Below are 25,701 nucleotides of genomic sequence, written 5' to 3' on the forward strand. Positions count from 1 at the left end.
TTTCCGACAGGGGAGGAGCGCTGTTCGTCGAGGCCGCTGGTGTGAGTGCGAAGTATCTTAGGCCGGTGACGGCTTCAGCCTGGGGGCCAGCGAAAATCGTCGGCCCGACCGGGCTGCGGCATCGGGGCGTTCCCGCGCAGCAGCGTCCGCTCGACGGTCCCGAGATTGTCCGTATCCCGCGGGCGCCCGCTCAGCAGCGAGCCGCCGGGCGACACTTCCGTCCGGCTTAGCGGGATGACGGGCCCGGCCGTGGGCTTCACCGGCAGCGCCGGGACACCGGGGGGTTCCGGTAGGCTCGGCAGCATCGCGGTGATCTGCCGATCGATCGCCGCTGTGTCGGTCGACGGCCCGGTCCCGTCGAGGCTCGGAGCGGCGACCGCCGGTGCGCCGCTCGGGGCCACGGATGCGGACGGTTGATCGGCCGGCGCGGGCGTCGTTCCCATCAGGCGCTTGAGTTCGACATCGGCGAAATGCGCGAGCTTGCGGCCGCCGGCCTTCGTGAAATGAACGCCGTCGGCGGTGCGGAGCTTGGCGATCTGCCCTTCGGGGTCGGGCCCGGAGGCGGCGTAACGGTCCCGGTCGTCCACGAAGCCCGGCCAGATATCGACATAGGTCGCGCCGGCCTTGGTCACGCTGTCGCGCACGATGTCGTTGATCGCGGCCAAATCGCGGCTCAGCGACTCGCTCTGCACGGGCGGCAGCCCGACCCAGACCAGCGGCAGCTTCCGGTCGGTGAACACCTTGATGAGCGCGTCGACCCGCGCCCGATACAGGGTACGCCAGCGGTCGGTCAGGGGATCGACGGTCTCTTCGCCGTCTCGGATCGGCTGCCTGTCGTTGGCGCCCAGCATCACCAGGGCGTAGCGGACCTTCGGGTTCGTCTGAAGGTAGTCCTGGGCCACCTTCGGCCAGTCGACCACGTCCTGGCGCACGAGCCCGCTGTCGCCCTTGGCGCGGTCGATCACCGCGACATCGGCGTTGTCCTCGAAGACGTCGTCGAGGCCTTTCGCGAGATGATCCGCCAGGGAATCACCGAACACGGCGATCTGCACATGAGGCTCGGTCTTGGCGATGGCGGGCTTCGGTGGCGTCGGAGCCCGGGCGGGGCGTACCCGGCGTTTGATCGCGGGCATTGGCCGCTGGGCCTCGGCGGGACTGTAGCTGTTCCGGGGACGCGGGGCCCGGTAGGTCCGCTCGGGCGGGGGCGCGACGGGTTGCGGCCGGTCCTCCCAGGGCCAGTAGAACTGGCGCGGCGCCTCCTGCGGCGGCGCGGCGCGGGGCTGGCGCCCATAGCCTCCGTCATCCCGGTAATAGGCGTCCCGGGGGCGACGGCGTGGGGGCGCCTCATAGTAGGTGTCATTGCCGGGCTGCTGATAGCCATCGCCCCATTGCGCGAAGGCGGCCGCCCCGCCGAGCAGCGGAAGGGCACCGAGCCAGAGCGCTGTAGCCAGACCCAGATGCACCGGCCGTCTTGAGCCGCAGCGACCAGCGACGTTCATGCGCATCCCGCACTCTTCACAACGAACGGAGCCGTCCGAAACAGGCGCACTATAGGGCGAAGTGCTTGCCGGGTCTAAATGTGCTCCGCGAGCGGAGCCGGCGTGTTCATCGACCGGCGACGCGGGCGAGAAGGGCACCGGTCGCGTAGCCGTCCGCGGGCAGGCCCACGCTGATCTGATAGCGCCGCACCGCCTCGCGGAGCTTGGGCCCGGCACGGCCATCGGCCGGACCATCATAGAAGCCCGCTGAGGCGAGGCCGGCCTGAAGCGCGCGCAATCCCGACCCGTCGAGGCCCGGCGCCGCAGGCCAGGACACGGCCAGCGGCGGACCGCCCCCGAGGCGATCAGCGAGATGGCCCACCGCCAGCGCGTAGGAATCAGAGGTGTTGTAGCCCCGGATCACCTCGAAATTGTCGGTGATCAGAAAAACCGGCGCTCCCAGCCCGCCCGGCAGGAACAGGCTGGCACGCCCCCGTGCCGGCAGCGGACTGCCATCCGTGCGTCGGACGCCCCGCTCCGCGAAGACCGAGAGGTCGTCGGTGTAGCGCGTCAGATCGAAGCCCTCCGGCAGGCGCACCTCGTATCCCCAGGACAGGGCCGGATCCCAGCCGAGATCCTTGAGATAGGCCGCGATGGAGGCGAGCGCGTCGGGCGCGCTGGTCCAGATGTCGCGATGGCCGTCGCCATCGAAATCGACCGCGTGCGCCAGATAGGTGGAGGGCAGGAACTGGACCTGACCCATGGCCCCCGCCCAGCTTCCGCTCATCCCCGCCGGGGTGATGTCTCCTCGCTGCAGGATGGTGAGTGCCGCCAGCAGCTCATCGCGGAACAATGTGCCCCGGTGGCCCGCCTGCGCCAGGGTCGCGAGGGCACGGATGGTCGGGACATCCCCCGCACTGGCGCCGAAATCCGATTCAATGCCCCAGATCGACAGCACCGCCGGGCCCGGCACGCCGTACCGCGCTTCGATTCCTCGGAGGGTCGAAGCCAGCGCGGCGGCCCGCGCACGGCCCTGGGCGATCCGTCCGGCCGAGGCCGCACCGACCAGATAGTCCCAGACCGGCCGGACGAACTCGCTTTGGCGACGCGTCCGCGCCAGGATCGCGGCATCCGGAGCCGCGATTCCGCGAAAGGCCGCGTCGAAGGTCTGGGCTGTCACGCCCCTCGCGGCCGCGTCGGGGCGCAGGGCGTCGACGAAGGAATGGAACGCACTGTCGGCGCCCGCCTTGTCCTTCGCCCGCGCTACTCCGGGAACGCACAGGCCGGCCGCGAGTAACGCCCTCCGCGACAGCATCCCGGTCAGATCCGGTTGCGCTTGGCGAGGCGATCCTCCCAGGCGAGCGCCTGACCCACGATGGCGTCGAGATCGTCGTGCTGCGGACGCCAGCCCAGCCGGTCCCGGATCAGCCCCGCCTCGGCCACGATCTGGGCCGGATCGCCGGGCCGCCGGGGACACAGCCGCACCGTGAAGTCGCGACCGGAAATCCGCTTCACCACCTCGATGACGTCGAGCACGGAGTAGCCACGCCCGTAACCGCAATTCAGCGTCAGGCTATCGCCGCCCGAGCGCAGATGATCGAGCGCAACCCGGTGCGCCTCGGCGAGGTCCGAGACCTGGATGTAGTCGCGCAGGCACGAGCCGTCCGGCGTCGGGTAGTCGGTGCCGTAGACGTCGAGCCGCTCGCGCTGACCGAGCGCCGCCTGCGTGGCGACTTTAATCAGATGGGTGGCGTTCGGCGTCGACTGCCCGGACCGGCCCTGGGGGTCGGCGCCCGCGACGTTGAAGTAGCGCAGGATCACGTAGGTGAAGTCGTGGGCCGCCGCCGCGTCAGCGATCATCCACTCGCTCATCAGCTTCGAGCGGCCATAGGGGTTGATCGGCTTCAGCGGCAGATCCTCGGGGACCGGCACGACCTCCGGTTCGCCGTAGACTGCCGCCGTCGAGGAGAAGATCACGTGGCGTACGCCGGCGCGGACCGCGGCCTCGATCAGCGAACGGGTCTTCACGGTGTTGGCGAGGTAGTAGCCGAGCGGGTCCGACACGGATTCCGGGACCACGATCTTGGCCGCGAAATGGGCCAGCGCGTCGATCCGATGCTGCAGGATGGTCTGCGTGACGAGAGCTTGGTCCGCCACGTCGCCCACCACGAGCTTGACGCCTTCCGGCACGGCCCAGTCGAAGCCGGTCGAGAGATCGTCGAGAACCACGACCTCCTCGTGGCCGGCGTCGAGCAGCGCCAAAACCATGTGGCTGCCGATATATCCGGCACCGCCCGTTACTAGGACCGCCATGTCACCCCCTCGATGCCGCCGCCATTAGGGCCGTGCCCGATCGCATTGCAATCACGAGCGGCTCTAAACCTCTATTTTGACGCGCTCTTGCGCCGAACCGGCGTCCTCTTTGGCGGAGAGCCCTTTAAGCCTGCTTACGTGGTTGCAGACGCTATATTTACGGCACACTGCCCCATACTATCCACATTGGGGTCTTGCGACGCGCCGCATTAGCCTGTCTCACTGCGGCGCCCGCCGGAACCGTGGGCCCGCTCCGGCCTGGGGCGCGTCCAGCCAGACGTTCTTTATCGTTGTTCACGTCGTTTCATTCAGTCCTTGGGGTTACCGATCGATGAAACCGATCCGCAAGGCCGTCCTGCCCGTCGCAGGCCTGGGCACGCGCTTCCTGCCAGCGACCAAGGCGGTCCCGAAGGAAATGCTTACGGTCGTCGACCGGCCGGTCGTTCAGCACGTCGTCGATGAGGCCCGGGAAGCCGGCATCGAACATTTCGTCTTCGTGACCGGACGCGGCAAGGCGGTCATCGAAGACCATTTCGATATTGCCTACGAACTCGATCGCACCCTTCAGGAGCGCGGCAAGACGGCCGCCTACGAGGATCTCAAGAAGGATCTGCCGAAGGCGGGGCAAACGAGCTTCACCCGCCAGCAGGCGCCCCTCGGGTTGGGCCACGCGGTGTGGTGCGCCCGCGAGATCATTGGCGACGAACCCTTCGCGGTGCTGCTGCCGGACATGCTGAGCCGGGGCTGCATGCAACAGATGCTGGCGACCTACGAGCGCCACGGCGGCAACGTCATCGCGGTCGAGGAAGTCCCCCCTGAGGAGACGCATCAGTACGGGATCGTCAGCGTCGGCGAGACTTTCGGCCAGTCCTTCCGGATCACCGGCATGGTCGAGAAGCCCAAGCAGGGCACCGCGCCATCGAATTACATCATCTCCGGGCGCTATATCCTGCAGCCTGAGATCTTCGGCATTCTTGAGCACGGCAAGAAGGGCGCGGGCGGCGAGATCCAGCTCACGGATGCCATGATCGACCTGATGGGGACGCAGGATTTCTTCGGCATGCGTTACGAGGGCCGGACCTACGACACCGGATCCAAGCTCGGCTTCTTGGTTGCGAACCTCGCCTATGCCCTGGAGCGTAAGGACTTGGCGGATCCGCTCAAGGCCGAGATCGCCAAGCTCCTCAAGGAACACGGCTGACCGAGCCCGGTACCAGCTCTCCCGCGATCCGGTTCCTGGTCCATCGCGGGAGGCAGGTATGCGCCGGATGCGGCCCACTCCGCGATTTAATCCTTGCGTCTTGTGCGCCGCACTTTATTTTGTGCGTTGCGAGATCGCGATGGCGTCGCGGTCTCGCAGCCCTTCTTGGGCGTTTCCTCCCTAGACTTCGGGCCGCTCCTTCGGGAGTGGCCTTTTTTGTTTACCGCTGGCCGTCGTGCTGATGGATCCTCGCACTGCCGAGGGAGCGCGTTATTCGGCTGCCATCCGGCGGGGCGTCAGATCACCGAGATCGGACGCGACAACCGTGATGATGGCCCGCAGTGAATCCGACAGCCCTTGAAACCCTGCATGCGTCGCGAGGCTGTTCTCGTTCATGTAGAGCGCGCGATTGAGCTCGATCTGCAGTGCATGACGCCCGAGGTTCGGCTCGCCGTAATGCTCGGTGATGAAGCCGCCCGCGTAGGGCTTGTTGCGCACCACGCGAAAGCCCCGGGCGCGGAAGGCAGCTTCGAACCGGTCGATGAGCGCGGGCGCGCAGGCCGTGCCGAAGCGGTCTCCGAGCACGACGTCGGCCTTCATCTCCGCGTCGCGCCCCAGGCTCGATGACGGCATGGAATGGCAGTCGATCAGCACGCAATGACCGTGGTGCTTGGCGGTGCGCTGGAGCAGGCTGCGCAGCAGCCGGTGATACGGCTTGTACAGCCCCTCGATCCGCGCCGTCGCCTCCTCGACCGGGAGCCGCCGGGCGTAGATCTCCTGACCGTCGGCGACGACGCGCGGAACCGTCCCCAGCCCGCCCGCAACGCGCATCGAGCGGGTGTTGGCGAAGGGCGGCAGCCGCCCGTCGAACATCCGCGGGTCGAGCTCGAACGGCTCGCGATTCACATCCAGGAAGGCGCGCGGAAAATTGGCCCGCAGCAGCGGCGCACCGAGTTCGACCACGGGCGCGAACAGGCGCTCGACATGTGCGTCCTCCGACCGGCGCAGGGCCAGGGCGTCGAGGCGCGACGCTGCGATGAAATGCGGGGGGTAGACGGCCCCGGAATGACCGGTATTGAAGACGAAGGGCAGGGTATGCGCCGCGGGTTCGTCCACTGCATAGGGCGGCGCAAATCCGAAGGCGTCTGGCTTGACCGATTCGGAAGCGCTCATCGATGCGTGGACAACCCGGCGGTGGAAGGAGCACGGCAGATCCGCACTGTGGTGCGCGTTCGCTCGCCTGTCCACTCCGCGCCGTCGGTCGCACTTGCAATCGGCGACACGGGCGGCGTGTCGTTCGCCGACAATCCTAACACCTTGTTTACCATCCCGTCCCTTTATGGGATCAACACCACGATACGAAGGCTCGGATCCGGCCGATGAAAATCCTGCTGGCGGAAGACGACAACGACATGCGCCGGTTTCTGGCCAAGGCGTTGCAGAATGCGGGCTACGACGTCCTGTCCTTCGACAACGGGCTCTCGGCCTACAACCGACTGCGCGAGGAGCCGTTCGAGCTGCTGCTGACCGATATCGTGATGCCCGAGATGGACGGCATCGAGCTGGCGCGGCGCGCCACCGAACTCGATCCCGACATCAAGGTCATGTTCATCACCGGCTTCGCGGCCGTGGCGCTGAACCCCGATTCCAAGGCGCCGAAGGATGCGAAGGTCCTGTCGAAGCCATTCCATCTGCGCGACCTCGTCAACGAGGTCGAGAAGCTTCTGGCGGCCTGACGGATACCCGGATCGGCCGGATGTCCGGTCGAGACGGATTAAGCCTGTGACCGAGCGGACATAGGCAATTCGGCCCGCGCTCACCTATATGTCGGGTGGTCACGCGCGGGACTTCGAACGCCATGCAGCCGGTCACCATCTACACCACGGCGTGGTGTCCCTATTGTTCGGCGGCCAAGAGCCTGCTGAAGCAGAAAGGCGTCTCCTTTCAGGAGATCGATGTCGAGCGCATTCAGGGCGCCCGCGCCACCATGGTCGGCAAGGCCGGCGGCCGGACCAGCGTGCCCCAGATCTTCGTGGGCGCCACGCATGTCGGCGGTTGCGATGACCTCTATGCCCTCGACCGGGCCGGCAAGCTCGATCCGCTCCTGAAAGACACCGCCGATGCGTGAGGCCCGATTCACGGTGGCCTGCGTCCAGATGCGCTCGGGCCGCGACCCGGGCACGAACCGCGACGCGGCTGTCGCGGGCGTGCGCGATGCAGCCGCCCGGGGCGCGGCCTACGTGCAGACGCCGGAGATGACGTCCCTGGTGGAGCGGAGCCGCGAGCGCCTGTTCGCGAACGTCACCACCGAGGATCGGGATCCGACGCTGGCAGCCTTGCGTCAGGCCGCGCGGGAGACCGGTACGGTGGTGCAGGTCGGCTCTATCGCGGTGCGGTCCGGCGACAGGATCGCCAACCGCGCCTACCTGATCGACGCGGAGGGCGCGATCGTCGCAGCCTACGACAAGCTGCATCTGTTCGATGTCGATCTGCCCAGCGGTGAGCGCTGGCGCGAATCAGCGACGTATACGGGCGGCGCCTGTGCGGTGGTCGCCGAAACGTCGCTGGCCACGATCGGCCTGACGATCTGCTACGACATCCGCTTCCCTGGCCTGTACCGTGCCCTCGCGGAGGCGGGGGCCGAGGTGCTGACCGCGCCGGCCTGTTTCACCCGTCAGACGGGTGCGGCGCACTGGCACGTCTTGCAGCGGGCGCGGGCGATCGAGACCGGTGCCTTCGTGATCTCGGCGGCGCAGGGCGGCGTCCACGAGGATGGGCGCGAGACCTTCGGCCATTCGCTCATCGTCGATCCCTGGGGACGCATCCTCGCCGACGCGGGCGGGGACGAGCCCGGCCTTATCCTGGCGGAGATCGACCTTGCGCAGGTCTCCGATGCCCGGGCGCGAATCCCGTCGCTGAAGCACGGGCGCGCGTTCACCGTCGAACGGGTCGGCCGGCCGGTCGAAGCGGTACAATAGACACCCAAAGAAAAAGAATGATCCGGTACAGTCTCGTCTGCGAGGCCGGACACGGCTTCGAGAGCTGGTTCCCGTCCTCCGATTCCTTCGACACCCAAGTGGCGCGCGGCCTCGTGGCCTGCCCGGTCTGCGACAGCAGCGCGGTCGGCAAGGCCCTGATGGTGCCGAGTATCGCGCGTACCGACCGGGGACCGGTCGTGCGTCCGGCGCAGGCCGAGGCTCCCGTGGCCCTGATCGCCGAGCCTGAGCGGCAGGTCCGGGCGATGTTGAAGGCCCTGCGCGAACACGTCGTGTCGAATTCCGAGCATGTCGGCCCTCGCTTCCCCGAGGAGGCGCGCAAGATCCATTACGGCGAGGCGGAGGGCCGCTCGATCTACGGTGAGGCCAGTCCCGCCGAGGCGCGTGCCCTGATCGATGAGGGGATCGAAGTCGCCGCGATTCCGATCCTGCCGGACGATCGCAACTAGGACATCGGCCCGACGGACAAGACCCGGATCGACGACCGCGACTTCGATCCGTTCAGCGCCGCACCGCGGCGGTTCCCGCCAGGGAGGCCAGCAGGAACGCCACAAGAGCATTCCAGCCCGCCAGCGAAACCCCGAGCACCCGCAAAGCCGCCACCGAGCAATCCACCACCTTGGTGGTCTGCAGGGCGTTCAGGAAGTCGCCGACCTGGCCCGGGTTGGCACCCGTTCCCCCGCCGCAATCGGTCGGCCCCGGCCAGAAGCCCCATTCGGCGCCCGCGTGGTAGACGCCGATGCCGGCACTGTAGAGCAGGCCGAGGGCGGCGAGCCCGAGGGCGATCCGCGCGAGGCGTTCCGGGGCGAACAGCGCGATGAGACCGAGCGGCAAGGCCGCGTAATACGGCAGGCGCTCGGTCAGGCACAGCTTGCAGGGCGCATAACCGTATCCGTACTGCATCACCAGCACGGCCGCGAGGGTCGCGGCGGATAGGATCGCCAGCCACAGGCCGGCGGTTTTGAGACGAAGCGCGGCCGCCGTATTCATGGCTACAGGATCACCTTGAACAGCAGGAACCCGAGGACGATCAGCGCGACCGAGATCGCCACGACCGCGTTGAGATGCCGATCGAGGACGCCGCGGATCTGGACACCGTAGCGACCGAGCAGCCCGGCCAGGATGAAGAACCGGGCGCCACGGGTGATGACCGACAGGACGAAGAACCAGAACAAAGAGTAATGGGCGAAGCCCGACGTGATCGTGACGAGCTTGTAGGGGATCGGCGTCAGTCCCTTCAGCAGGATCACCCAATGCCCGTACCGGGCGTAGGAATCCTGGAAGGTCGCGGCCGAATTCTGCAGGCCGTAGAGGCGGATCAGCCATTCCCCGACAGAATCGAACAGCAGGGCGCCGATCGCGTAGCCGACGAGGCCGCCCAGGACCGACGCGACGGTCGCGATGGTGGCGTAGAGCCAGACCCGGTCAGGTCGGCTGACCGCCATCGGTACCAGCATCGCGTCCGGCGGCACGGGGAAGAACGAACTTTCGGCGAAAGCCACGGCGCCGAGCGCGTAGGGCGCGGAGGGCCTGACGCTGAGGGCCAGGATCCACGCATAGAGCCGGCGGAGCATTCGATCTCCCGAACTGAGTAAACGGCTGCCCTTTGAGCATAGGTGCCACGCCTTGGCCAGATCGCCGGCGCGCGCGAAAAATACGCTTGGCCGGCACAGGGGACCTGTGCGAAGAGCGCCGTGCACGCGGGTATGGCGGAATTGGTAGACGCGGGCGACTCAAAATCGCCAGCCGCAAGGCGTGGGGGTTCGATTCCCTCTACCCGCACCAGTCGGCCGAGCGTCCGCTCCTCTTCGCGCATTCTGTCGCTGGGACGCCCCAACTGGCAGGTGCGATGGATCGGGTCCGGCCCGGTCAGTCTGTCAGGGACGCCGCGTCGCGCTGTCCCCGATCGGGGCTGCCCTATCTGGATTGAGACGCGGCCAGCCAAGCCGCTCCGCAGACAGGGCAGGGCCGTGAGCGACCGTCGAAGCGTGGCGATCCTGGGGGCCGGCATGGCCGGAGCCGCGGCGGCATGCAGGCTGGCGGAGGCCGGACTGAGCGTGCAAGTGTTCGACAAGGGACGCGCCATCGGCGGACGAATGGCGACCCGTCGGCACGGGTCGTTGCAATTCGACCACGGTGCTCAGTTCATGCGGGCGCACGGGCCCGCCTTCGAAGCACAACTCGAAGATTGGGAGCGACGTGGCATCGCGGCGCCCTGGGCGGGTGGCGGCCGTCACGTGGGCGTGCCCGATATGACCGCGCCGGTGAGGGATCTCCTGGCCGGGATTCCCGTCGCGAGCGAGACGACGGTCGCGCGGATCCGCCGGAGCGGAACGACATGGCAGGTCGAGGCCGCCGCGGACGCGATCCATGGTCCGTTCGACGCTGTGGCGATCACCTTCCCAGCACCGCAGGTGAAAGGCCTGCTGGACGCATCCGGATACGCCCTTCCGGGCGTCGAGCGCGCGGCCTACGCCCCGTGCTGGTCGCTGATGGTCGCCGCAGAGGGTGCGATGATCGAGGCTCTGATCGAACCGCGGGCGGATCCGATCGGGTTGATCGCGGCGGACGGGTCGAAGCCTAACCGCGCCATCGGCGACCGGCTGACGATCCACGCGACGGCGGATTGGTCGCGCGATCATCTCGAGGAGCCGAAGGAGGCGATCATCGCCACGCTGCTCCAGGCGGCCGAGCGTCATCTCGGCACGGCCTTGCGTCCGACTTATGTTGAGGCCCACCGCTGGCGCTACGCCCAGGTCGAGCGCCGGCTGGGAATGCGCAACCTTTACGATCCGGTCCTGCGGCTCGGCGCGGCCGGCGACTGGTGCCTCGGGGCGCGGATCGAGGCGGCCTATGACAGCGGATCGGCGCTGGCCGGGGCCATCCTGGCCGATCTCGGCGCCGGGGCATGATTCCGCCGATTGCCTTCCATCCTGCCTACGAGGCCAGCCTGCCCGCCGGTCACCGCTTCCCGATGCGGAAATACGGATTGCTGGCCGAGACGCTGATCGCCAGGGGGCTCGCGCCGTTGGGCTTCGTGACGCCCGAGCCGGCCAGCGCGGAGATCCTGCTCCGGGCCCACGATCCGGCTTACGTGGAGGCGGTCCTTACCTGCTCCGTGTCCCGGAACATCGAGAAGGCGATCGGGCTTCCGGTTGATGCCGCAATCGTCCGGCGCTCGCGCAGCTCCGTGGGCGGGACCTTGCTGGCCGCACGGCTGGCGCTTGCGGAGGGGCTCGCGGGCAGCGCCGCGGGCGGTAGCCACCACGCCCGCCGGCAGCAGGGGGCCGGCTTCTGCGTGCTCAACGACGTGGCGGTGGCGGCCCGGACGCTTCAGGCCGAGGGGCAGGTGCGGCGCGCCCTGGTGGTCGACCTCGACGTCCATCAGGGGGACGGCACGGCCGATTGCCTAGCCCTGTGCCCCGACCTGTTCACGCTCTCCATTCACTGTGAGAACAACTACCCGTCCCAGAAGATCGCCGGCGACCTGGATATCGGCCTGCCGGACCGGCTCGGTGACGAAGCGTACCTCGCCGTGCTGAGCGCCCGCCTGCCGCAATTGCTCGATGCGTTCCAGCCGGATCTCGTCTTCTACAATGCCGGCGTCGACCCGCATGAGGATGACCGGCTGGGCCGGCTCTGCCTGACCGACGATGGCCTGCTGGCCCGGGACCGGTTTGTCGTGGCTCAGGCCCGAGCCCGGAGAATTCCCATCGTCGCGGTGATCGGTGGCGGCTACGCGACGGATGTCGAGGCCCTGGCCAAGCGCCACGCCCTCGTCTTCGAAGCCCTGGCCGCCGAGGCCTCAGGCGCGTCGCACGGCCGATGATGCACTGCCGCATCAGTGTTGGACGAAGCGCGCTGATCCGGTGACGTGGTAAGGTTTGCGCAAGCCTCGCAGCACAAGTTGCCAGAACTGCGGATGGGCTGCGCCACACATCCGCACTCCGCAATCGGTCGCCGTTGAGGTTGGGTCCATGCTCGCGCGGGTCTGGGACGTGCTGAAGGCGACGCTGGCGGTGGCAGCCCTGATCGCTGCCGCCCTCGTATCGGCCGACAAGCTCGACCGGCAACGGGCGCAACCGGCGATCGCCGTCGTGGCCGGCGAACCGGTGATTACCGGCGCCATCGCCCCCGGCGCGCGTCCCTGAACAAGAGTCGTCGCGCGGATTTGCGGGTCGTTCAGCCCTACCAGCCGTTGATCCGCGGCCAAATCGCGCCGGTGAGACGGCCACCCGCCATGGCGTGATAGCGGTCATGCTGCGCCCCCGTGGCGCAGGCGTGATTGGGCAGGATGCGCAGGCGCGCACCGACCGGAAGATCGGGCAGGACGGCCGTCGAGCCTTTCCGCAGGGCCACGATTCCGTGCTCCTGATTGGCGTCGGCGACGATCAGGTCTGGATAGGGCTGGCCGGTGCGATCGCATGCAAGGCCATAGCCCTGGTCGACCGCCTGCCGGGCCGTACCCCGATCGCGTGACAACGCCATCCAGCCGGCATCGGTGATGATCCAGCCCTTCTCCCGCTGGTGGCCGATCACCGTAGCCAGGACGGTGAGCGCGATGTCCGACACCGTGCAGGAGCCGACGCCGGCCTGGAACAAGTCTCCGATCATGAAGACGCCGGCGCGAACCTCGGTGATGCCCTCCAGGGTCTCGGCGTACCGCGCTGTCGGGGTGGAGCCGACGCTGACCACCGGGCAGGGCAGGCCTGCGTCCCGGAGCGATGCCGCCGCCATCACCGCGGCTACGCGCTCGGCCTCGGCGGCGGCCCGGAGCGCGTCCGGCTCGCTCAGCCCATAGCTGTCGCCGGCGTGCAGCAGAACGCCGCGCAGGCTGGCCTCCCCGGCGAGGACGCGACCGATCGCGACGAGCGTTTCCGAATCCTGCGGTTTCACACCGGAGCGGTGACCATCCGCGTCGACCTCGATCAGCACCGGGAGGCGGTCGCCGGTGCGACGGCTCCAGGCCGCCACGGCCTCCGCCTGATCGCGCGAGTCGAGGATGATCGCGAGATCGGTCTGCCAATGCCGCCGGATCCAGCCGACACGTTCGAGCTTCTGCGGCGCGATCCCGACCGCGTAGATCATGTCCCGGACGCCGCCCTCGGCGAAGTACTCGGCCTCGCGAAGTGTGGAGACGGTCGCAGGACCGGCCTCACTCGCCATGGCGATCCGGGCGACGTCGCGGGACTTGGTGGTCTTGAGATGCGGGCGCAGGGCCACGCCGAGCCCATCGAGCCGCGCACGCAGGGTGGCGACGTTGGCTTTCAGCCGATCGGCGTCGAGGAGGAGGCAGGGCGTCTCGATGAGGTCGAGCCCGTCATCCTCGACCGATACCGCGATCTCATCCGCCATCACGCCGCTCCCAATTGCCCAGGGACGGCTGTCTGATAGGCGTTTGCCGGCGCGGGTCCAAGATGGACTGGCCGCGGACCTCGCTCCGGGCAGAACGCGTCAGGCGGATGTCCGCACCGCCGCCACGAAGGCCGCCGCATCGCGCGCGACATCGGCCGCCGCCTTGCCGGGACGGTAGAGGTACGAGCCAAGGCCGAAGCCATCGGCGCTCGCCGCGCGCCATGCGGCGATGCCCTCGGGCGTCACGCCGCCGACGGCGAGGACACGTGTCCCCGGGGGAAGCACGGCCCGGTGGGCCCGCAAAGCCGCCGACGAGGCGACATCCGCCGGAAACAGCTTCAGCGCGGTCGCGCCGGCCGCGAGCGCCGTGAAGGCTTCGCTCGGCGTCAGGTATCCGGGCAGGGAGACGAGGCCGAGAGCACGAGTCGCGCGGATCACCGCCGCATCCACGTTGGGCGAGACGATCAGGCTGCCGCCCGCCGCCCGGACCGCCTCGACCTGCGCGGGTTCGAGGACGGTGCCGGCGCCGACAAGGGCGCGCCCGGCCAAGCGCTCCGCCAGAATCGCGATGCTGCGCAGCGGATCGGGCGAGTTGAGCGGCACCTCGATCAGCGTGAAGCCCGCATCCACGAGGGCATCGCCCACCGCGGGCGCCTCCTCCGGCGTCAAACCTCGCAGGATCGCGACCAGCGGGCAGGCGGCGAAGGCCGCTTCGAATCGTTCGGGGACCGTCATGCGTTCAGGCTCCAGAGGGCGTGGATACCGGCCGTGGTCGATCCGTCCGGCACGATGACGGACGTCCCGCCGAACTCCGCGATGGCGACACGATAGAGTTCGGTCAGGGCTCCACCGCCCAGCAGATGGACCGGTCGGCGGCTCAGGTCGTCCCGGGTCGCGACATCTGCGCCGATCAGCACGCCGCTGGCATAGGCCGCCGCCTCGGACGGCTCGAGCCGGTCGAGTAGCAGCCCAGCCCGGACCTCGAACAGGGTCGCAGCGAGATTGCCGGACGCGATCCCCCGGCGAAGGCCGCGCCGGAACGGGGCCCCGTCCGAGACGACCCCATCGAGCATGCCGGCGAGGATCCCGTGGGTTCGCAGCAGGGCGAAGAGTTCGCCGGTCATCACCGTGGTGAAATTCGTGATGGCGCCGTCGATCGTCTCGATCCATTTGTTGTGTGTGCCGGGCTGGCAGAACAGGGCGGTCGCCGGTGCGGCGCCTGCGTGGATCGCGCCCAGCACCTGGATCTCTTCGCCCCGCATCACGTCGGGTCGCCGGCCGTCGCGCAGGGCGACGCCGGGAACGATGCGCACGCCCGGCGCGGCCTCCCGACAGGATTCGGCCAGCCGGTCCAGCGTGGCGGGCGCATCGACGTAAGACGCCTCGCACCAACCGCGGCTGGATCCCACCATGCCGACCGCGATGACCGGTTCCGCGCCCAGGCGCGCGCGCAACGCCGCGATCTCGGCCGGGTACGCGTCCCGCGCGAGGCTCAGCACGCCGCGATCGTCCCGGAGGGAATCGAGCACCGTACCATCCGGCGCCACCGCGTAGGCGCGCCGGTTGGTGGTGCCCCAATCGACCGCGATGTAGGCCGCGTGACGGGCCATGCGTTCTCCTCACGCTGCAGCAGCAGATTTGTCTGAGTTATTAGCGCTCTTCGGCTTGGTCAAGCTTCGGCCGGTCCGGCCGCCGACACGAGACACCGATATACCAGCCGGGGATTGTCGCGTTGCGCCGCGCGTTTGCGATGGACGGACCCGCTGCGCTTCGGCGATATGGCGGCAAGATTCAAAACAAGAATCAAAACTTGGGAGGAACGTGCTTGGCACGGGACGTGATCCTGGCGACCGACGGCCTGACGATGGAATTCCGCGGCTTCCGCGCCGTGAACGGCGTGGCGCTGCAGGTGGAGCGCGGGACGATCCACGCGCTCATCGGGCCGAACGGGGCCGGCAAGACCACCTGCTTCAACCTGCTGACCAAGTTCCTGATCCCAACCGCCGGCACGATCCGCTACAAGGATCGCGACATCACCGGCCTGAAGGCCGCCGACGTGGCCCGGCTGGGCCTCGTGCGCTCGTTTCAGATCTCGGCCGTCTTTCCCCACCTGACCGTGATGGAAAACGTCCGCATCGCCCTGCAACGGCGGCGGCGCGGCGATTCCTTCGATTTCTGGCGGGCCGAGCGGGTGTTGCGCGCGCTGAACGGTGAGGCGCTCGCTCTGGTCGAGGCCGTGGGCCTGTCGGACTTCGCGGATGTGCAGGCCGTCGAGCTGTCCTACGGCCGCAAACGCGCGCTGGAGATCGCCACCACGCTCGCCCTCGATCCCGAGATGCTGCTCCTCGACGAGCCGATGGCCGGCATGGGCCATGAGGACGTGGAGCGCACGGCGCAGCTCATCCGTCGGGTCTCGAAGGACCGGACCATTCTGATGGTGGAGCACAACCTGTCGGTGGTCGCGTCCCTGTCGGATCGCATCACCGTGCTGGCCCGCGGGCAGGTTCTTGCCGAGGGCGATTACGCCACCGTCTCCGAGGATTCCCGCGTGATCGAGGCTTATATCGGGGCCGGACATGCTTGAGGCGACCGCGAAGGCATACACGCCCGCCGCGGCAGCCGGCGCACTCCTCACCGTCCGCGGCCTGGAGGGCTGGTACGGCGAGAGTCACGTGCTCCACGGCATCGACATCGACGTGCGGACCGGAGAGGTGATCACGCTGCTCGGCCGCAACGGCGCCGGCAAGACCACGACGCTCCGGGCGATCATAGGCATCCTCGGCAAGCGCGCCGGCTCGATCGTCTACGACGGTGTCGAGACGGTCCGGATGGCGTCGCGCAACATCGCCCGCCTCGGCATCGGCTACGTGCCTGAGGAGCGCGGCATCTTCGCGAGCCTGACCGTCCACGAGAACCTGATGCTGCCGCCGCGGGTGAAGCCCGGCGGCATGACGGTCGCCGAGATCCATACGCTGTTCCCGAACCTGAAGGAGCGGGCCGGCAGCCAGGGCACCAAGCTCTCGGGCGGCGAGCAGCAGATGCTGGCGATCGGCCGGATCCTGCGCACCGGCGCCAAGCTGATCCTGCTCGACGAGCCGACCGAAGGTCTCGCGCCGGTCATCGTCCAGCAGATCGGCCGAACCATCCAGCAGTTGAAGGGGCAGGGATACACTATCATCCTGGTCGAACAGAACTTCCGCTTCGCACAGACCTTGGCGGACCGACATTTCGTGATCGAGCAGGGGCGGGTGGTCGACATGATCCCCAATGCTGAGCTAGACGCCAATATCGACAAGCTTCACGCCTATCTGGGCGTCTAAGCCTGTCCAAGAATACTGTCGAAGCGCCAGAACCGGTGCCCCGAGTTCCGGCCGGCGGAATAGAGCCGCGCCGAAAGAGGATGGAAACGCGTATGTTCGGACGTATCGCCCGGCCCGTCACCCTCGCCGCCCTCGCGGGCGCCCTGATGATGGGCACCGCAACGGCGCAGACCAACGTGAAGATCGGCATCCTCGGTGACCGCTCGGGCGCCTATTCGGACATCAGCGGCGAGGGCTCGGTCGTGGCCGCCAAGCTCGCGGTCGAGGATTTCAAGCCGGATCAGCACGGGCTGAAGGTCGAGATCGTCTCGGCCGACCACCAGAACAAGCCGGATGTCGGCGCCGCCATCGCCCGGCAATGGTACGACCGTGACAGTGTCGACATGATCACCGACGGGGTGACCTCCTCGGTGGCGCTCGCTATCAGCCAGGTCACCAGGGAGAAGAACAAGGTCTTCATCGACACCGGCGCCGGCACTGCCGACCTCACCGGCCCGCAATGCACGCCGAACACGATCCACTGGGTCTACGACACCGTAGCGCTCGCCAACGGCACCGGCGGCGCCATGGTGAAGCGCGGCGGCACCACGTGGTACTTCCTCACCGCCGATTACGTATTCGGCCAGACGCTCCAGCGCGACACCAGCGCGGTGATCACCAAGAGCGGCGGCAAGGTCCTGGGCTCGGTGAAGACGCCGTTCCCGACCTCGGACTTCTCATCCTTCCTGCTGCAGGCGCAAGGGTCGGGCGCCAAGGTGATCGGGCTGGCCAATGCCGGCACCGACACGATCAATTCGATCAAGCAGGCGGGCGAGTTCGGCATCACCGAGGGCGGGCAGGCTTTGGCCGGCTTGCTGGTCTTCTCATCGGACGTGCACTCGCTCGGCACCAAGGTCGCCCAGGGATTGGTGCTGACCGAGCCGTTCTACTGGGACCTGAACGACAAGACCCGCGCCTTCTCGGACCGCTTCGCCAAGCAGATGAAGGGCGGCTCGAAGCCCACCGCCAATCATGCCGGCGTCTACTCAGACGTGCTGCACTACCTGAAGGCGGTGGCGGAGACGAAATCGACTGCCGACGGTGCGGCCACGGTCGCCAAGATGAAGGCGATGCCGACAGACGATCCGCTGTTCGGCAAGGGCGTGATCCGCGCCGACGGGCGCAAGATCCACGACATGTACCTGTTCGAGGTCAAGAAGCCCGCCGAGTCGAAAGGCGAGTGGGACCTCTACAAGACGCTCGAGACCATCCCGGGCGATCAGGTTTTCCGCCCGCTGAACGAGGGCAATTGCCCCCTCGTGAAGGGCTGAGCATGGTAGCGGGGCGCGGAGACCGGCCATGACCACGATCTTCGGTGTGCCGATGCAGGCCCTGTTCGGGCAATTGCTGCTCGGCCTGATCAACGGCTCGTTCTACGCGATCCTGTCGCTCGGGCTCGCGATCATCTTCGGGCTCCTCAACATCATCAACTTCGCCCACGGCGCGCTCTACATGATGGGCGCGTTCGTGGCCTGGATGCTGCTCACCTATGTCGGGCTCGGCTATTGGTGGGCGCTGGGGTTGGCGCCGCTCGTGGTTGGTGCCTTCGGGATCGTGCTGGAACGGCTGCTGATCGCCCGGCTGTACAAGCTCGACCACCTCTACGGCCTGCTCCTGACCTTCGGGCTGGCGCTGATCATCCAGGGCCTGTTCCGCAACCAGTACGGCGTCTCGGGCCTGCCCTACGCGATCCCGCCCGAACTGTCGGGCGGCCAGCGCCTGCCGTTCATGTTCCTGCCGAACTACCGGGCCTGGGTGGTGGTGGCGTCGCTCACCGTCTGCATCGCCACGTGGCTCGTGATCGAGAAGACAAAGCTCGGCGCCTATCTGCGAGCCGCCACCGAGAACCCGACGCTGGTCCAGGCCTTCGGAGTCAACGTGCCGCTGTTCCTGACGCTGACCTATGGATTCGGCGTCGCGCTCGCGGGCTTCGCGGGCGTACTCGCCGCGCCGATCTACTCGGTGAATCCGAATATGGGCGCCGACATCATCATCGTGGTCTTCGCCGTGGTGGTGATCGGCGGCATGGGCTCGATCATCGGCTCGGTGATTACAGGCTTCGCCCTCGGCCTCGTCGAGGGGCTCACCAAGGTGTTCTACCCGGAAGCGTCGGCGACCGTGATCTTCGTGATCATGGTGCTGGTGCTGCTCGTCAAACCCGCCGGCCTGTTCGGGCGCACGGCCTGACCCGCGAAGAGGCTCGACACCCATGGCCGACACCGCCGCCATCGACGCCGTCCCGATCGCCGCCGCGCCGGCGACCGGCCGCGACGACAAGGCGCTCCACCGCCTGATCTTCGTCGGCATCGCCGTGCTGCTGATCCTGGCGCCGCTGGTGCTCTACCCCGTCTACCTGATGAAGGTGCTGTGCTTCGCGCTGTTCGCGCTCGCCTTCAACCTGCTGCTCGGCTACGGCGGCCTGCTCTCCTTCGGACACGCCACCTATTTCGGCATGGCGAGCTACCTCTGCGCCTACACGGCCAAGCAGCTCGGCTTCACGCCCGAACTCGCGATCCTCAGCGGGACCGCCACGGCGGCTCTGTTCGGGCTCGTCTTCGGCGCGCTGGCGATCCGCCGGCAGGGCATCTACTTCTCGATGATAACCCTGGCGCTCGCCCAGATGGCGTTCTTCTTCTCGCTGCAGGCGAAGTTCACCGGCGGCGAGGACGGCATCCAGGCGGTGCCCCGCGGCAATCTGTTCGGCGTGATCAGCCTCGCGGACGACCGGGCGATGTACGGCCTCGTCTGCGTGATCTTCATGGCCGGGATGCTGCTGATCTACCGCATCATCCATTCGCCGTTCGGGCAGGTGCTGAAGGCGATCCGCGACAACGAGCCGAGGGCGATCTCGCTGGGCTACCGGGCGAGCCAGTACAAGCTCGCGGTGTTCGTGCTCTCAGCCACGCTCGCTGGTTTGGCCGGCTCCACCAAGGCGATCGTGTTTCAGCTCGCCTCGCTCACAGACGTGCACTGGTCGATGTCGGGCGAGGTGGTGCTGATGACGCTGGTCGGTGGCATGGGCACCGTGTTCGGGCCGATCGTGGGCGCTTTGGTGATCGTCACCATGGAGACCTACCTCGCCCAGTTCGGCGCCTGGGTGACGATCATCCAGGGCTGCGTCTTCGTGCTGTGCGTGCTGCTGTTCCGGGAGGGGATCGTAGGTCTGATCGCCCGTGTGGTGCGCCGGCCGTTGTAAATTGGCCCGGCGCGCGCCGGTCGGTTTCTGGTTCTGGTCAGTCTTCGTTAACCAAGACCGGTGAACCTGACGCATCAAAGCAGTCAGGTCCGCCATGACGAAGGTCCGTCCCCTCAGCATCGACGATCCTGCGCACGACTGCCCGGTCCCACCGGAGACCGTCGGACGCCTGATCAAAGCCGACCACGAAGACACCGCCTTCCTGCTTGACGGGATCCCGGAGGCGACCCGCGCCCGGCTCGCCGTATGGCTCTACGGCCGCAGCCACACGCATGAGGTCGGTGTCCGGGTGGCGGCGACGTGCGAGGGCGCGACCCTGCGCCGGGCGGCCGGGGTCGTCGGCAATGCCCTGTACGACCTGTCCCGGCGCCCCTACGCGGCGCCGAGCCACGGCACGCGCGCCGGCGCCAGCCGGATCTCCCTCGGCGGGACGCGGCACCGCGCCTGAGCGACGCCGACGATTGGATCGAAGCCGGCGAGGGTCTATCGTCGGCGGCGATGTCCACCCAAGTCCACTCCGTCCGCCGCCTCGACCCCGTGCTCGTCGACCGCATCGCCGCGGGTGAGGTGGTGGAGCGCCCGGCCTCGGCCGTGAAGGAGCTGGTCGAGAACGCCATCGATGCCGGCGCCCGGTCCATCGAGGTAACCGTCGAAGCGGGTGGCCGCCGGCTGATCCGCGTGGTCGACGACGGGCGCGGCATGAATCCGGACGACCTCGATCTCGCGGTCGAACGCCACGCCACATCGAAGCTCCCCGGGGGCGATCTGACGGCGATCGACACGCTGGGCTTCCGCGGCGAGGCGCTGCCCTCGATCGGGGCAGTCTCGCGGCTCGCCATCGTCAGCCGAACGCCGGAGGCCGAAGCGGGGGCGAGCCTGATTGTCGAAGCGGGCCTGAAGGGTCCGGTCCGCCCGGCGCCGGCGCAGCGCGGCACCCGGATCGAGGTGACCGAGCTGTTCGCCGCAACCCCCGCCCGGCTGAAGTTCCTCAAATCCGACCGGGCCGAGAACGCCGCGATCGCCGAGACCCTGCGGCGGCTCGCCGTCACGCAGCCCGGGATCCGCTTCAGCCTGCGGGCCGATGCCGCCCAGCCCCTGGTCCTGCCGGCCGAGACCGGCCCCGAGGCGGATCTGCGCCGGCTCTCCGCGGTGCTGGGACCGGACTTCGCCGCCAACGCCCTGCCGGTCTCGCTGGCCCGCGAGGGCTTCGCGGTCACCGGCCAGATCGGCCTGCCGACCTACCACCGGGGCGCTGGGACCCACATCCATCTCGCGGTCAACGGCCGGCCGGTGCGCGACCGGCTGCTCCTCGGGGCGGTGCGGGGCGCTTATGCCGACACCCTGGCCTCGGACCGTCACCCGGTGCTCGGTCTCGTGATCACGTGCGATCCCGAACGGGTCGATGTGAACGTCCATCCGGCCAAGACCGAGGTGCGCTTCCGCGAACCGGGACTGGTACGGGCGCTGATCGTCAGCGCCATCCACGACGCCCTGCGCCGCGGCGGCGCCCGCTCGGCCACCACGGGTGCGGCGCGGACCCTCGACGCCCTGCGTCCCGCCGGGCCAGCGCTCGCGATCCATACCGGACTCGCCGCGCCGAGCCTGTTCCAGCCCACGCGGCCCGGCCCGTTCGCAGCCGGAGCGCCCTCGGTGGCAGCGCCCGCGGGCTACCGCGGCTCACAGGCGTGGCGACCGGCGCCGGCCCCAAGCTCCGCGGAGCCGGCCTACACCCTGTCCGAGGCGGGTGGTTTCGCGGAAGCGCCCCAAGCCGCCTTCGCTGGGCCGGATTTGGCGGCCCCGCCCCAGGCGGATGTCCGGACGCTCGAAGAGGCGCCGGAGGCGATCGACCATCCCCTCGGGGCGGCGCGGGCGCAGATTCACGAGACCTACATCCTCGCCCAGACCCGCGATGGGCTCGTCATCGTCGATCAGCACGCGGCACACGAGCGCCTCGTCTACGAGCGGATGAAGGCCGAGCGGGCAGCGGGCGGCATCGCCCGGCAGGGGCTGCTGATCCCCGATGTTGTGGAGATGAGCCCCGAAGAAGCCGACCGTCTGGTCGCCGCTGCGCCGGACCTCGATCGGCTCGGGCTGACCATTGAGGCGTTCGGGCCCGGGGCCGTTCTGGTCCGGGAGGTGCCGGCCGCACTGATCCGGGCGTCGGTGCGCGATCTCGTCACCGACATTCTGGACGCCCTCGAAGCGAGCGGGGACGAGGAGGGCGGCGCAGCGGCCGTGGAGGGCGGTGCGCTGGGCCGGCGGCTCGACGCGGTGCTCTCGCGCATGAGCTGCCACGGCTCGGTCCGCGCCGGCCGCCGCCTGAGGCCGGAGGAGATGAACGCGCTCCTACGCGAAATGGAGGCGACGCCGAATTCCGGCCAGTGCAACCACGGCCGCCCGACCTCGATCGCCCTGAAGCTGTCGGACATCGAGCGGCTGTTCGGCCGGCGGTGACGCCGAACGTTCGCGCGGAGCGAGCTTGAATCTTCTATGCCAATGGCATACCAAAAACTATGGTCGCGCTCGGACGTCACCTTTGCGTTTCGGGAGGACGGTCTTTCCGGCGGCGACGTCATCACGGTGACGGTCACCACCCCGGTCGGATTGCTGCACCTGATGGCCGAGGTTGCCGTCAAGGATGTGGGACGGACGTTGAGAAAGTTCGGCGTTCACATGCACGCGGAGGGTGGCGCTCAGGCTTGCGGACCTGCAAATCTGAGGCGCTTGGCGCGCTGGGCAACCGAGGAGACCGGCTTTGATAAACTCGTCCTTGAAGGAGCGATTCGAACGTCTGGATCCCGTCCAGGACGTATCCCGGGTCAGCTCCGGTTCGCCCGCAGTGATCTCCCTGACAACAGCCTCACGTCATGAGCCGGTCCAGGTCGTCACTGCGGCGCTGGTCCTCGCCGCCCGGGGCCTGAGCCTTCTTAAGGCCAAGCGGGTCTTGGAGGAGATGCTTGCGAAGGGCCGGGCTGTCGTGGAACTCCCCACGGTCGAAGATCCCGGCCAACTCGCCGTTGACCTCGCCGAGGCAGGATGCGCGGCAGCAAGCGTGACCCGGGACGCTGTTGATGTCCGCGCCGTTCGGGAGCGCCTGGGCCTTACACAGGAGCAGTTCGCCTGGCGCTATGGGCTTGATGTTGCGGCGATTCGAAATTGGGAAACCGGCCGACGTAAACCGGATCCCGCGGCGTCAGGGTATCTGCGCGTGATCGATCATCTGCCCGATCAGGTAAGCCGAGTTCTTGAGAAGCCGCTTGGGGCTTCATGAACCGCCGAAGACGGGCACGATAATGTTTCATCGCGCCGCTTTCGCGACGATGACCCCAGCAATAATGCTGGTCAGTGTTATCAAACTGACGTCCCGCGCTCAGCACAGGCATTCGCAAGAGGCCGCGACCCATGGATTTCACCATCTCGCCCCGCGTCGAGGAATACCGCGCGCGGATCGCGGCCTTCGTGGATTCCCATATCGTGCCGCTCGAATCCGAGCCGTCCGCCTATGACGGCCACGGCAACATCGCGCTGCCCGAACTCGCCCGGCTGCGCGGTCTGGCGCGGGAGCAGGGGCTGTGGTGCCTCCAGCTGAAGCCGGAGATCGGGGGCGCCGGCCTCGACAAGGTCGGCATGGCGGTCTGCTACGAGGCGATGAACCGCTCGATCTTCGGTCCGGTCGTGTTCAATTCGGCGGCGCCGGACGACGGCAACATGATGGTGCTGGAGAAGGTCGCCACCCCGGAGCAGAAAGCGCGCTGGCTCGCACCGATCGTGGCGGGCGACGTGCGGTCTGCCTTCGCCATGACCGAGCCCCATCCCGGCGGTGGCTCCGATCCCGGCATGATCCAGACCCGAGCCGAGCGGCGCGGCGACACCTACGTGGTCACCGGTCGCAAATGGTACATCACCGGTGCCGAGGAGGCCGCCCACTTCATCCTGATGGCCCGTACCTCGGACGACGCGCGAAAAGGGCTGACCGCGTTCCTGTTCCATAGGGACCAGCCCGGCTGGGAGATCCTGCGGCGCATCCCGATCATGGGGCCGGAGGAGCATGGCGGCCATTGCGAGCTCCTGTTCGACGGGCTCGAGATCCCGGCCGAGAACGTCCTGATGAACGAGGGCGACGGCCTGAAGCTGACGCAGATCCGCCTTGGCCCCGCGCGCCTGACCCATTGCATGCGCTGGCTCGGCCTGTCGAAGCGCTGCGTCGAGATCGCCCGGGCCTACGCGGGCGAGCGCCACGGCTTCGGCATCCGTCTGGCCGATCGGGAGAGCATCCAGCTCATGCTGGGCGATCTCGCCATGCGGATCGAGATCGGCCGCCTGCTGGTGATGAAGGCCGCCTGGGCGCTCGACCAGGGGAGCTTCGCCCGCAAGGAAGTCTCGATGGCCAAGGTGCACGTGGCCAATCTGATCCACGCGGCCGCCGACGTCGCGATCCAGATCAACGGCGCCCGGGGCTATTCCACCGACACGCCGCTCGAATGGATTTACCGCTACGCTCGGCAGGCGCGGCTGGTGGACGGAGCCGACGAGGTCCACAAAATGGTGCTCAACCGCAACCTCGAAGCCGAGGGCGATGCCTTCTGGTCGTGGCCGGTGGGCGCGTGAGGTAGAGCGTATGACGATGACCGAGGTCGTGATCACAGGCGCGGTGCGGACCGCGATCGGCACCTTCGGCGGCGCGCTTGCGGGCACGCCGCCTTCCGCGCTTGGGGCGCTGTGCGTGGCGGAGGCGCTCAAGCGGTCCGGCACGGCGCCCGAGCGGGTCGGCCACGTGGTGTTCGGCCACGTGATCCCGACCGAGCCGCGGGATGCCTACATCGCCCGTGTCGCCGCCCTCGAAGGCGGTGTCCCGCAGGAGGTGCCGGCGCTCACCGTCAACCGGCTCTGTGGCAGCGGCCTGCAGGCGATCGTGTCGGCGGCGCAATCGATCCTGCTCGGCGATGCCGAGATCGCGGTGGCGGGCGGCGCCGAGAGTATGAGCCGTTCGCCGCACATCCTGACGAGCGGCCGCACCGGCCAGCGCATGGGCGATGCGACCCTGGTCGACTACATGATCGGCGTGCTGACCGACCCCTTCGGCGCCGGCCATATGGGCGTGACCGCGGAGAACATCGCCGAACGCTACGGCATCGCCCGTGACCAGCAGGATGCCTTCGCGGCCGAGAGTCAGGCCCGCGCCGCCCGGGCGATCGAAGAGGGGCGGTTCCGCGATCAGATCCTGCCCGTCGCGGTCCAGCGCAAGCGCGAGACGGTGGCGTTCGACACGGACGAGCATCCCAAACCGACCAGCGTCGCGGACCTCGCCAAGCTGCGCCCCGCATTCTCCAAGACCGGCAGCGTCACCGCCGGCAATGCCTCGGGTCTGAACGACGGCGCAGCCGCCCTCGTCCTGTCGAGTGCGGCGGAGGCCGAGCGCTCGGGCGCGAGGCCCCTGGCCCGGATCGTCGGCTACGCCCATGCGGGCGTCGATCCGTCCGAGATGGGCATGGGGCCGGTCCCCGCAGTGCGCCGGCTGCTCGACCGGACAGGTCTGCGGCCCGCAGATTTCGACGTGATCGAATCGAACGAGGCCTTTGCGGCCCAGGCCTGCGCGGTCTCCCGGGCCCTCGACCTCGACCCCGCCCGGGTGAATCCGAATGGCGGCGCCATTGCGCTCGGCCACCCGATCGGCGCCTCCGGTGCGATCATCGCCGTGAAGACCCTCTACGAGCTGGCGCGCACCGGCGGACGCTACGGGCTGGCGACCATGTGCATCGGCGGCGGGCAGGGCATCGCGGTGGCCTTCGAGCGGCTGCACTGA

Annotated in this window: 27 protein-coding genes and 1 tRNA gene; 19 read left to right on the forward strand and 9 right to left on the reverse strand. The window is 68.3% G+C overall.

Annotated elements, in window-relative coordinates:
* Positions 1-74: 74 nt before the first annotated feature.
* The 3 genes from MKK63_RS14550 to galE form a co-directional block, all read right to left on the reverse strand.
* Complete coding sequence (locus tag MKK63_RS14550; protein ID WP_244002849.1) at positions 75-1,505, reverse strand: SGNH family hydrolase; 1,431 nt, start codon at positions 1,503-1,505, stop codon at positions 75-77.
* 100 nt (positions 1,506-1,605) lie between these two features.
* Positions 1,606-2,793, reverse strand: coding sequence for a lytic murein transglycosylase (locus MKK63_RS14555; protein ID WP_244002851.1), 1,188 nt, complete (start codon positions 2,791-2,793; stop codon positions 1,606-1,608).
* A 5-nt stretch (positions 2,794-2,798) separates the two neighbouring features.
* Complete coding sequence (gene galE, locus MKK63_RS14560) at positions 2,799-3,791, reverse strand: UDP-glucose 4-epimerase GalE (protein WP_244002853.1); 993 nt, start codon at positions 3,789-3,791, stop codon at positions 2,799-2,801.
* 331 nt (positions 3,792-4,122) lie between these two features.
* On the opposite strand from galE, the gene MKK63_RS14565 reads away from it, so the two are divergent.
* Entirely contained in the window at positions 4,123-4,992 is an 870-nt protein-coding gene (locus MKK63_RS14565) for a UTP--glucose-1-phosphate uridylyltransferase (protein WP_244002855.1), read from the forward strand.
* A gap of 270 nt (positions 4,993-5,262) precedes the next feature.
* Here MKK63_RS14565 and MKK63_RS14570 read toward each other — a convergent pair whose 3' ends face one another.
* The gene (locus tag MKK63_RS14570) at positions 5,263-6,165 is read right to left on the reverse strand and encodes an N-formylglutamate amidohydrolase (protein ID WP_244002857.1); all 903 of its coding nucleotides are present in this window, start codon (positions 6,163-6,165) and stop codon (positions 5,263-5,265) included.
* Between the two features lie 206 nt (positions 6,166-6,371).
* On the opposite strand from MKK63_RS14570, the gene cpdR reads away from it, so the two are divergent.
* From cpdR to MKK63_RS14590, 4 genes are all read left to right on the forward strand, one after another.
* Positions 6,372-6,728 (forward strand): cell cycle two-component system response regulator CpdR, encoded by a 357-nt coding sequence (gene cpdR / locus MKK63_RS14575; RefSeq protein ID WP_003603128.1) that lies wholly within the window; start codon positions 6,372-6,374, stop codon positions 6,726-6,728.
* A 122-nt stretch (positions 6,729-6,850) separates the two neighbouring features.
* A complete protein-coding gene (gene grxC / locus MKK63_RS14580) occupies positions 6,851-7,120 on the forward strand; it encodes a glutaredoxin 3 (protein WP_244002859.1) in 270 nt (89 codons plus the stop codon).
* Complete coding sequence (locus MKK63_RS14585) at positions 7,113-7,970, forward strand: carbon-nitrogen hydrolase family protein (protein WP_244002862.1); 858 nt, start codon at positions 7,113-7,115, stop codon at positions 7,968-7,970. The genes grxC and MKK63_RS14585 overlap by 8 nt, the downstream gene beginning before the upstream one ends.
* A gap of 17 nt (positions 7,971-7,987) precedes the next feature.
* On the forward strand, positions 7,988-8,437 hold the full coding sequence (locus tag MKK63_RS14590) for a DUF1178 family protein (protein WP_244002864.1): 450 nt from the start codon (positions 7,988-7,990) through the stop codon (positions 8,435-8,437).
* A gap of 52 nt (positions 8,438-8,489) precedes the next feature.
* Here MKK63_RS14590 and MKK63_RS14595 read toward each other — a convergent pair whose 3' ends face one another.
* Together MKK63_RS14595 and MKK63_RS14600 are read right to left on the reverse strand one after the other, a co-directional pair.
* Positions 8,490-8,978 (reverse strand): disulfide bond formation protein B, encoded by a 489-nt coding sequence (locus MKK63_RS14595; RefSeq protein WP_244002866.1) that lies wholly within the window; start codon positions 8,976-8,978, stop codon positions 8,490-8,492.
* Positions 8,979-8,980: 2 nt separating this feature from the next.
* Positions 8,981-9,562: a YqaA family protein gene (locus MKK63_RS14600; RefSeq protein ID WP_243921218.1), complete on the reverse strand. Its 582-nt coding sequence runs from the start codon at positions 9,560-9,562 to the stop codon at positions 8,981-8,983.
* 126 nt (positions 9,563-9,688) lie between these two features.
* Between MKK63_RS14600 and MKK63_RS14605 the strand changes: the two genes are divergently transcribed.
* From MKK63_RS14605 to MKK63_RS14620, 4 genes are all read left to right on the forward strand, one after another.
* Positions 9,689-9,773, forward strand: a tRNA-Leu gene (locus MKK63_RS14605).
* 185 nt (positions 9,774-9,958) lie between these two features.
* Positions 9,959-10,900 carry an NAD(P)/FAD-dependent oxidoreductase gene (locus MKK63_RS14610; RefSeq protein WP_244002869.1) on the forward strand — a complete coding sequence of 314 codons (942 nt, stop codon included), beginning with the start codon at positions 9,959-9,961 and terminating at the stop codon, positions 10,898-10,900.
* Positions 10,897-11,817, forward strand: a complete 921-nt coding sequence (locus tag MKK63_RS14615; RefSeq protein WP_244002871.1) for a histone deacetylase — start codon at positions 10,897-10,899, stop codon at positions 11,815-11,817. Before MKK63_RS14610 ends, MKK63_RS14615 begins: the two co-directional genes overlap by 4 nt.
* 148 nt (positions 11,818-11,965) lie before the next feature.
* Positions 11,966-12,139 carry a hypothetical protein gene (locus MKK63_RS14620; protein WP_244002873.1) on the forward strand — a complete coding sequence of 58 codons (174 nt, stop codon included), beginning with the start codon at positions 11,966-11,968 and terminating at the stop codon, positions 12,137-12,139.
* Between the two features lie 37 nt (positions 12,140-12,176).
* Here the strand turns inward: MKK63_RS14620 and MKK63_RS14625 are convergent, their stop codons facing one another.
* From MKK63_RS14625 to MKK63_RS14635, 3 genes are all read right to left on the reverse strand, one after another.
* On the reverse strand, positions 12,177-13,343 hold the full coding sequence (locus MKK63_RS14625) for an alanine racemase (RefSeq protein ID WP_244002875.1): 1,167 nt from the start codon (positions 13,341-13,343) through the stop codon (positions 12,177-12,179).
* Between the two features lie 99 nt (positions 13,344-13,442).
* Entirely contained in the window at positions 13,443-14,078 is a 636-nt protein-coding gene (locus tag MKK63_RS14630) for a 2-dehydro-3-deoxy-6-phosphogalactonate aldolase (protein ID WP_244002877.1), read from the reverse strand.
* The gene (locus tag MKK63_RS14635; RefSeq protein ID WP_244002879.1) at positions 14,075-14,953 is read right to left on the reverse strand and encodes a 2-dehydro-3-deoxygalactonokinase; all 879 of its coding nucleotides are present in this window, start codon (positions 14,951-14,953) and stop codon (positions 14,075-14,077) included. The genes MKK63_RS14630 and MKK63_RS14635 overlap by 4 nt, the downstream gene beginning before the upstream one ends.
* A gap of 215 nt (positions 14,954-15,168) precedes the next feature.
* Between MKK63_RS14635 and MKK63_RS14640 the strand changes: the two genes are divergently transcribed.
* From MKK63_RS14640 to MKK63_RS14685, 10 genes are all read left to right on the forward strand, one after another.
* Entirely contained in the window at positions 15,169-15,927 is a 759-nt protein-coding gene (locus tag MKK63_RS14640; protein ID WP_244002881.1) for an ABC transporter ATP-binding protein, read from the forward strand.
* Entirely contained in the window at positions 15,920-16,663 is a 744-nt protein-coding gene (locus MKK63_RS14645) for an ABC transporter ATP-binding protein (protein WP_244002883.1), read from the forward strand. Before MKK63_RS14640 ends, MKK63_RS14645 begins: the two co-directional genes overlap by 8 nt.
* A 92-nt stretch (positions 16,664-16,755) precedes the next feature.
* The gene (locus MKK63_RS14650; protein WP_244002885.1) at positions 16,756-17,973 is read left to right on the forward strand and encodes an ABC transporter substrate-binding protein; all 1,218 of its coding nucleotides are present in this window, start codon (positions 16,756-16,758) and stop codon (positions 17,971-17,973) included.
* 28 nt (positions 17,974-18,001) lie between these two features.
* Entirely contained in the window at positions 18,002-18,889 is an 888-nt protein-coding gene (locus MKK63_RS14655) for a branched-chain amino acid ABC transporter permease (protein WP_243921198.1), read from the forward strand.
* A 22-nt stretch (positions 18,890-18,911) separates the two neighbouring features.
* Entirely contained in the window at positions 18,912-19,898 is a 987-nt protein-coding gene (locus tag MKK63_RS14660; RefSeq protein WP_244002887.1) for a branched-chain amino acid ABC transporter permease, read from the forward strand.
* 94 nt (positions 19,899-19,992) lie between these two features.
* Positions 19,993-20,346 (forward strand): hypothetical protein, encoded by a 354-nt coding sequence (locus MKK63_RS14665; protein ID WP_243921194.1) that lies wholly within the window; start codon positions 19,993-19,995, stop codon positions 20,344-20,346.
* Positions 20,347-20,396: 50 nt separating this feature from the next.
* Positions 20,397-22,352, forward strand: a complete 1,956-nt coding sequence (gene mutL / locus MKK63_RS14670; RefSeq protein WP_244002889.1) for a DNA mismatch repair endonuclease MutL — start codon at positions 20,397-20,399, stop codon at positions 22,350-22,352.
* Between the two features lie 316 nt (positions 22,353-22,668).
* A complete protein-coding gene (locus tag MKK63_RS14675) occupies positions 22,669-23,169 on the forward strand; it encodes a helix-turn-helix domain-containing protein (RefSeq protein ID WP_244002891.1) in 501 nt (166 codons plus the stop codon).
* Between the two features lie 131 nt (positions 23,170-23,300).
* A complete protein-coding gene (locus tag MKK63_RS14680; protein WP_244002893.1) occupies positions 23,301-24,506 on the forward strand; it encodes an acyl-CoA dehydrogenase family protein in 1,206 nt (401 codons plus the stop codon).
* Between the two features lie 16 nt (positions 24,507-24,522).
* Entirely contained in the window at positions 24,523-25,701 is a 1,179-nt protein-coding gene (locus MKK63_RS14685) for an acetyl-CoA C-acyltransferase family protein (protein ID WP_244002895.1), read from the forward strand.

The organism is Methylobacterium sp. J-088 (assembly GCF_022829295.1).
Lineage (GTDB): Bacteria > Pseudomonadota > Alphaproteobacteria > Rhizobiales > Beijerinckiaceae > Methylobacterium.

Coding starts and splice junctions, on each gene's coding strand:
- MKK63_RS14550 (WP_244002849.1), bottom strand. CDS start 1,505: ATGCGCATGAACGTCGCTGGTCGCTGCGGCTCAAGACGGCCGGTGCAT.
- MKK63_RS14555 (WP_244002851.1), bottom strand. CDS start 2,793: ATGCTGTCGCGGAGGGCGTTACTCGCGGCCGGCCTGTGCGTTCCCGGA.
- galE (WP_244002853.1), bottom strand. CDS start 3,791: ATGGCGGTCCTAGTAACGGGCGGTGCCGGATATATCGGCAGCCACATG.
- MKK63_RS14565 (WP_244002855.1), top strand. CDS start 4,123: ATGAAACCGATCCGCAAGGCCGTCCTGCCCGTCGCAGGCCTGGGCACG.
- MKK63_RS14570 (WP_244002857.1), bottom strand. CDS start 6,165: ATGAGCGCTTCCGAATCGGTCAAGCCAGACGCCTTCGGATTTGCGCCG.
- cpdR (WP_003603128.1), top strand. CDS start 6,372: ATGAAAATCCTGCTGGCGGAAGACGACAACGACATGCGCCGGTTTCTG.
- grxC (WP_244002859.1), top strand. CDS start 6,851: ATGCAGCCGGTCACCATCTACACCACGGCGTGGTGTCCCTATTGTTCG.
- MKK63_RS14585 (WP_244002862.1), top strand. CDS start 7,113: ATGCGTGAGGCCCGATTCACGGTGGCCTGCGTCCAGATGCGCTCGGGC.
- MKK63_RS14590 (WP_244002864.1), top strand. CDS start 7,988: ATGATCCGGTACAGTCTCGTCTGCGAGGCCGGACACGGCTTCGAGAGC.
- MKK63_RS14595 (WP_244002866.1), bottom strand. CDS start 8,978: ATGAATACGGCGGCCGCGCTTCGTCTCAAAACCGCCGGCCTGTGGCTG.
- MKK63_RS14600 (WP_243921218.1), bottom strand. CDS start 9,562: ATGCTCCGCCGGCTCTATGCGTGGATCCTGGCCCTCAGCGTCAGGCCC.
- MKK63_RS14615 (WP_244002871.1), top strand. CDS start 10,897: ATGATTCCGCCGATTGCCTTCCATCCTGCCTACGAGGCCAGCCTGCCC.
- MKK63_RS14620 (WP_244002873.1), top strand. CDS start 11,966: ATGCTCGCGCGGGTCTGGGACGTGCTGAAGGCGACGCTGGCGGTGGCA.
- MKK63_RS14625 (WP_244002875.1), bottom strand. CDS start 13,343: ATGGCGGATGAGATCGCGGTATCGGTCGAGGATGACGGGCTCGACCTC.
- MKK63_RS14630 (WP_244002877.1), bottom strand. CDS start 14,078: ATGACGGTCCCCGAACGATTCGAAGCGGCCTTCGCCGCCTGCCCGCTG.
- MKK63_RS14635 (WP_244002879.1), bottom strand. CDS start 14,953: ATGGCCCGTCACGCGGCCTACATCGCGGTCGATTGGGGCACCACCAAC.
- MKK63_RS14645 (WP_244002883.1), top strand. CDS start 15,920: ATGCTTGAGGCGACCGCGAAGGCATACACGCCCGCCGCGGCAGCCGGC.
- MKK63_RS14650 (WP_244002885.1), top strand. CDS start 16,756: ATGTTCGGACGTATCGCCCGGCCCGTCACCCTCGCCGCCCTCGCGGGC.
- MKK63_RS14655 (WP_243921198.1), top strand. CDS start 18,002: ATGACCACGATCTTCGGTGTGCCGATGCAGGCCCTGTTCGGGCAATTG.
- MKK63_RS14660 (WP_244002887.1), top strand. CDS start 18,912: ATGGCCGACACCGCCGCCATCGACGCCGTCCCGATCGCCGCCGCGCCG.
- MKK63_RS14665 (WP_243921194.1), top strand. CDS start 19,993: ATGACGAAGGTCCGTCCCCTCAGCATCGACGATCCTGCGCACGACTGC.
- mutL (WP_244002889.1), top strand. CDS start 20,397: ATGTCCACCCAAGTCCACTCCGTCCGCCGCCTCGACCCCGTGCTCGTC.
- MKK63_RS14680 (WP_244002893.1), top strand. CDS start 23,301: ATGGATTTCACCATCTCGCCCCGCGTCGAGGAATACCGCGCGCGGATC.
- MKK63_RS14685 (WP_244002895.1), top strand. CDS start 24,523: ATGACCGAGGTCGTGATCACAGGCGCGGTGCGGACCGCGATCGGCACC.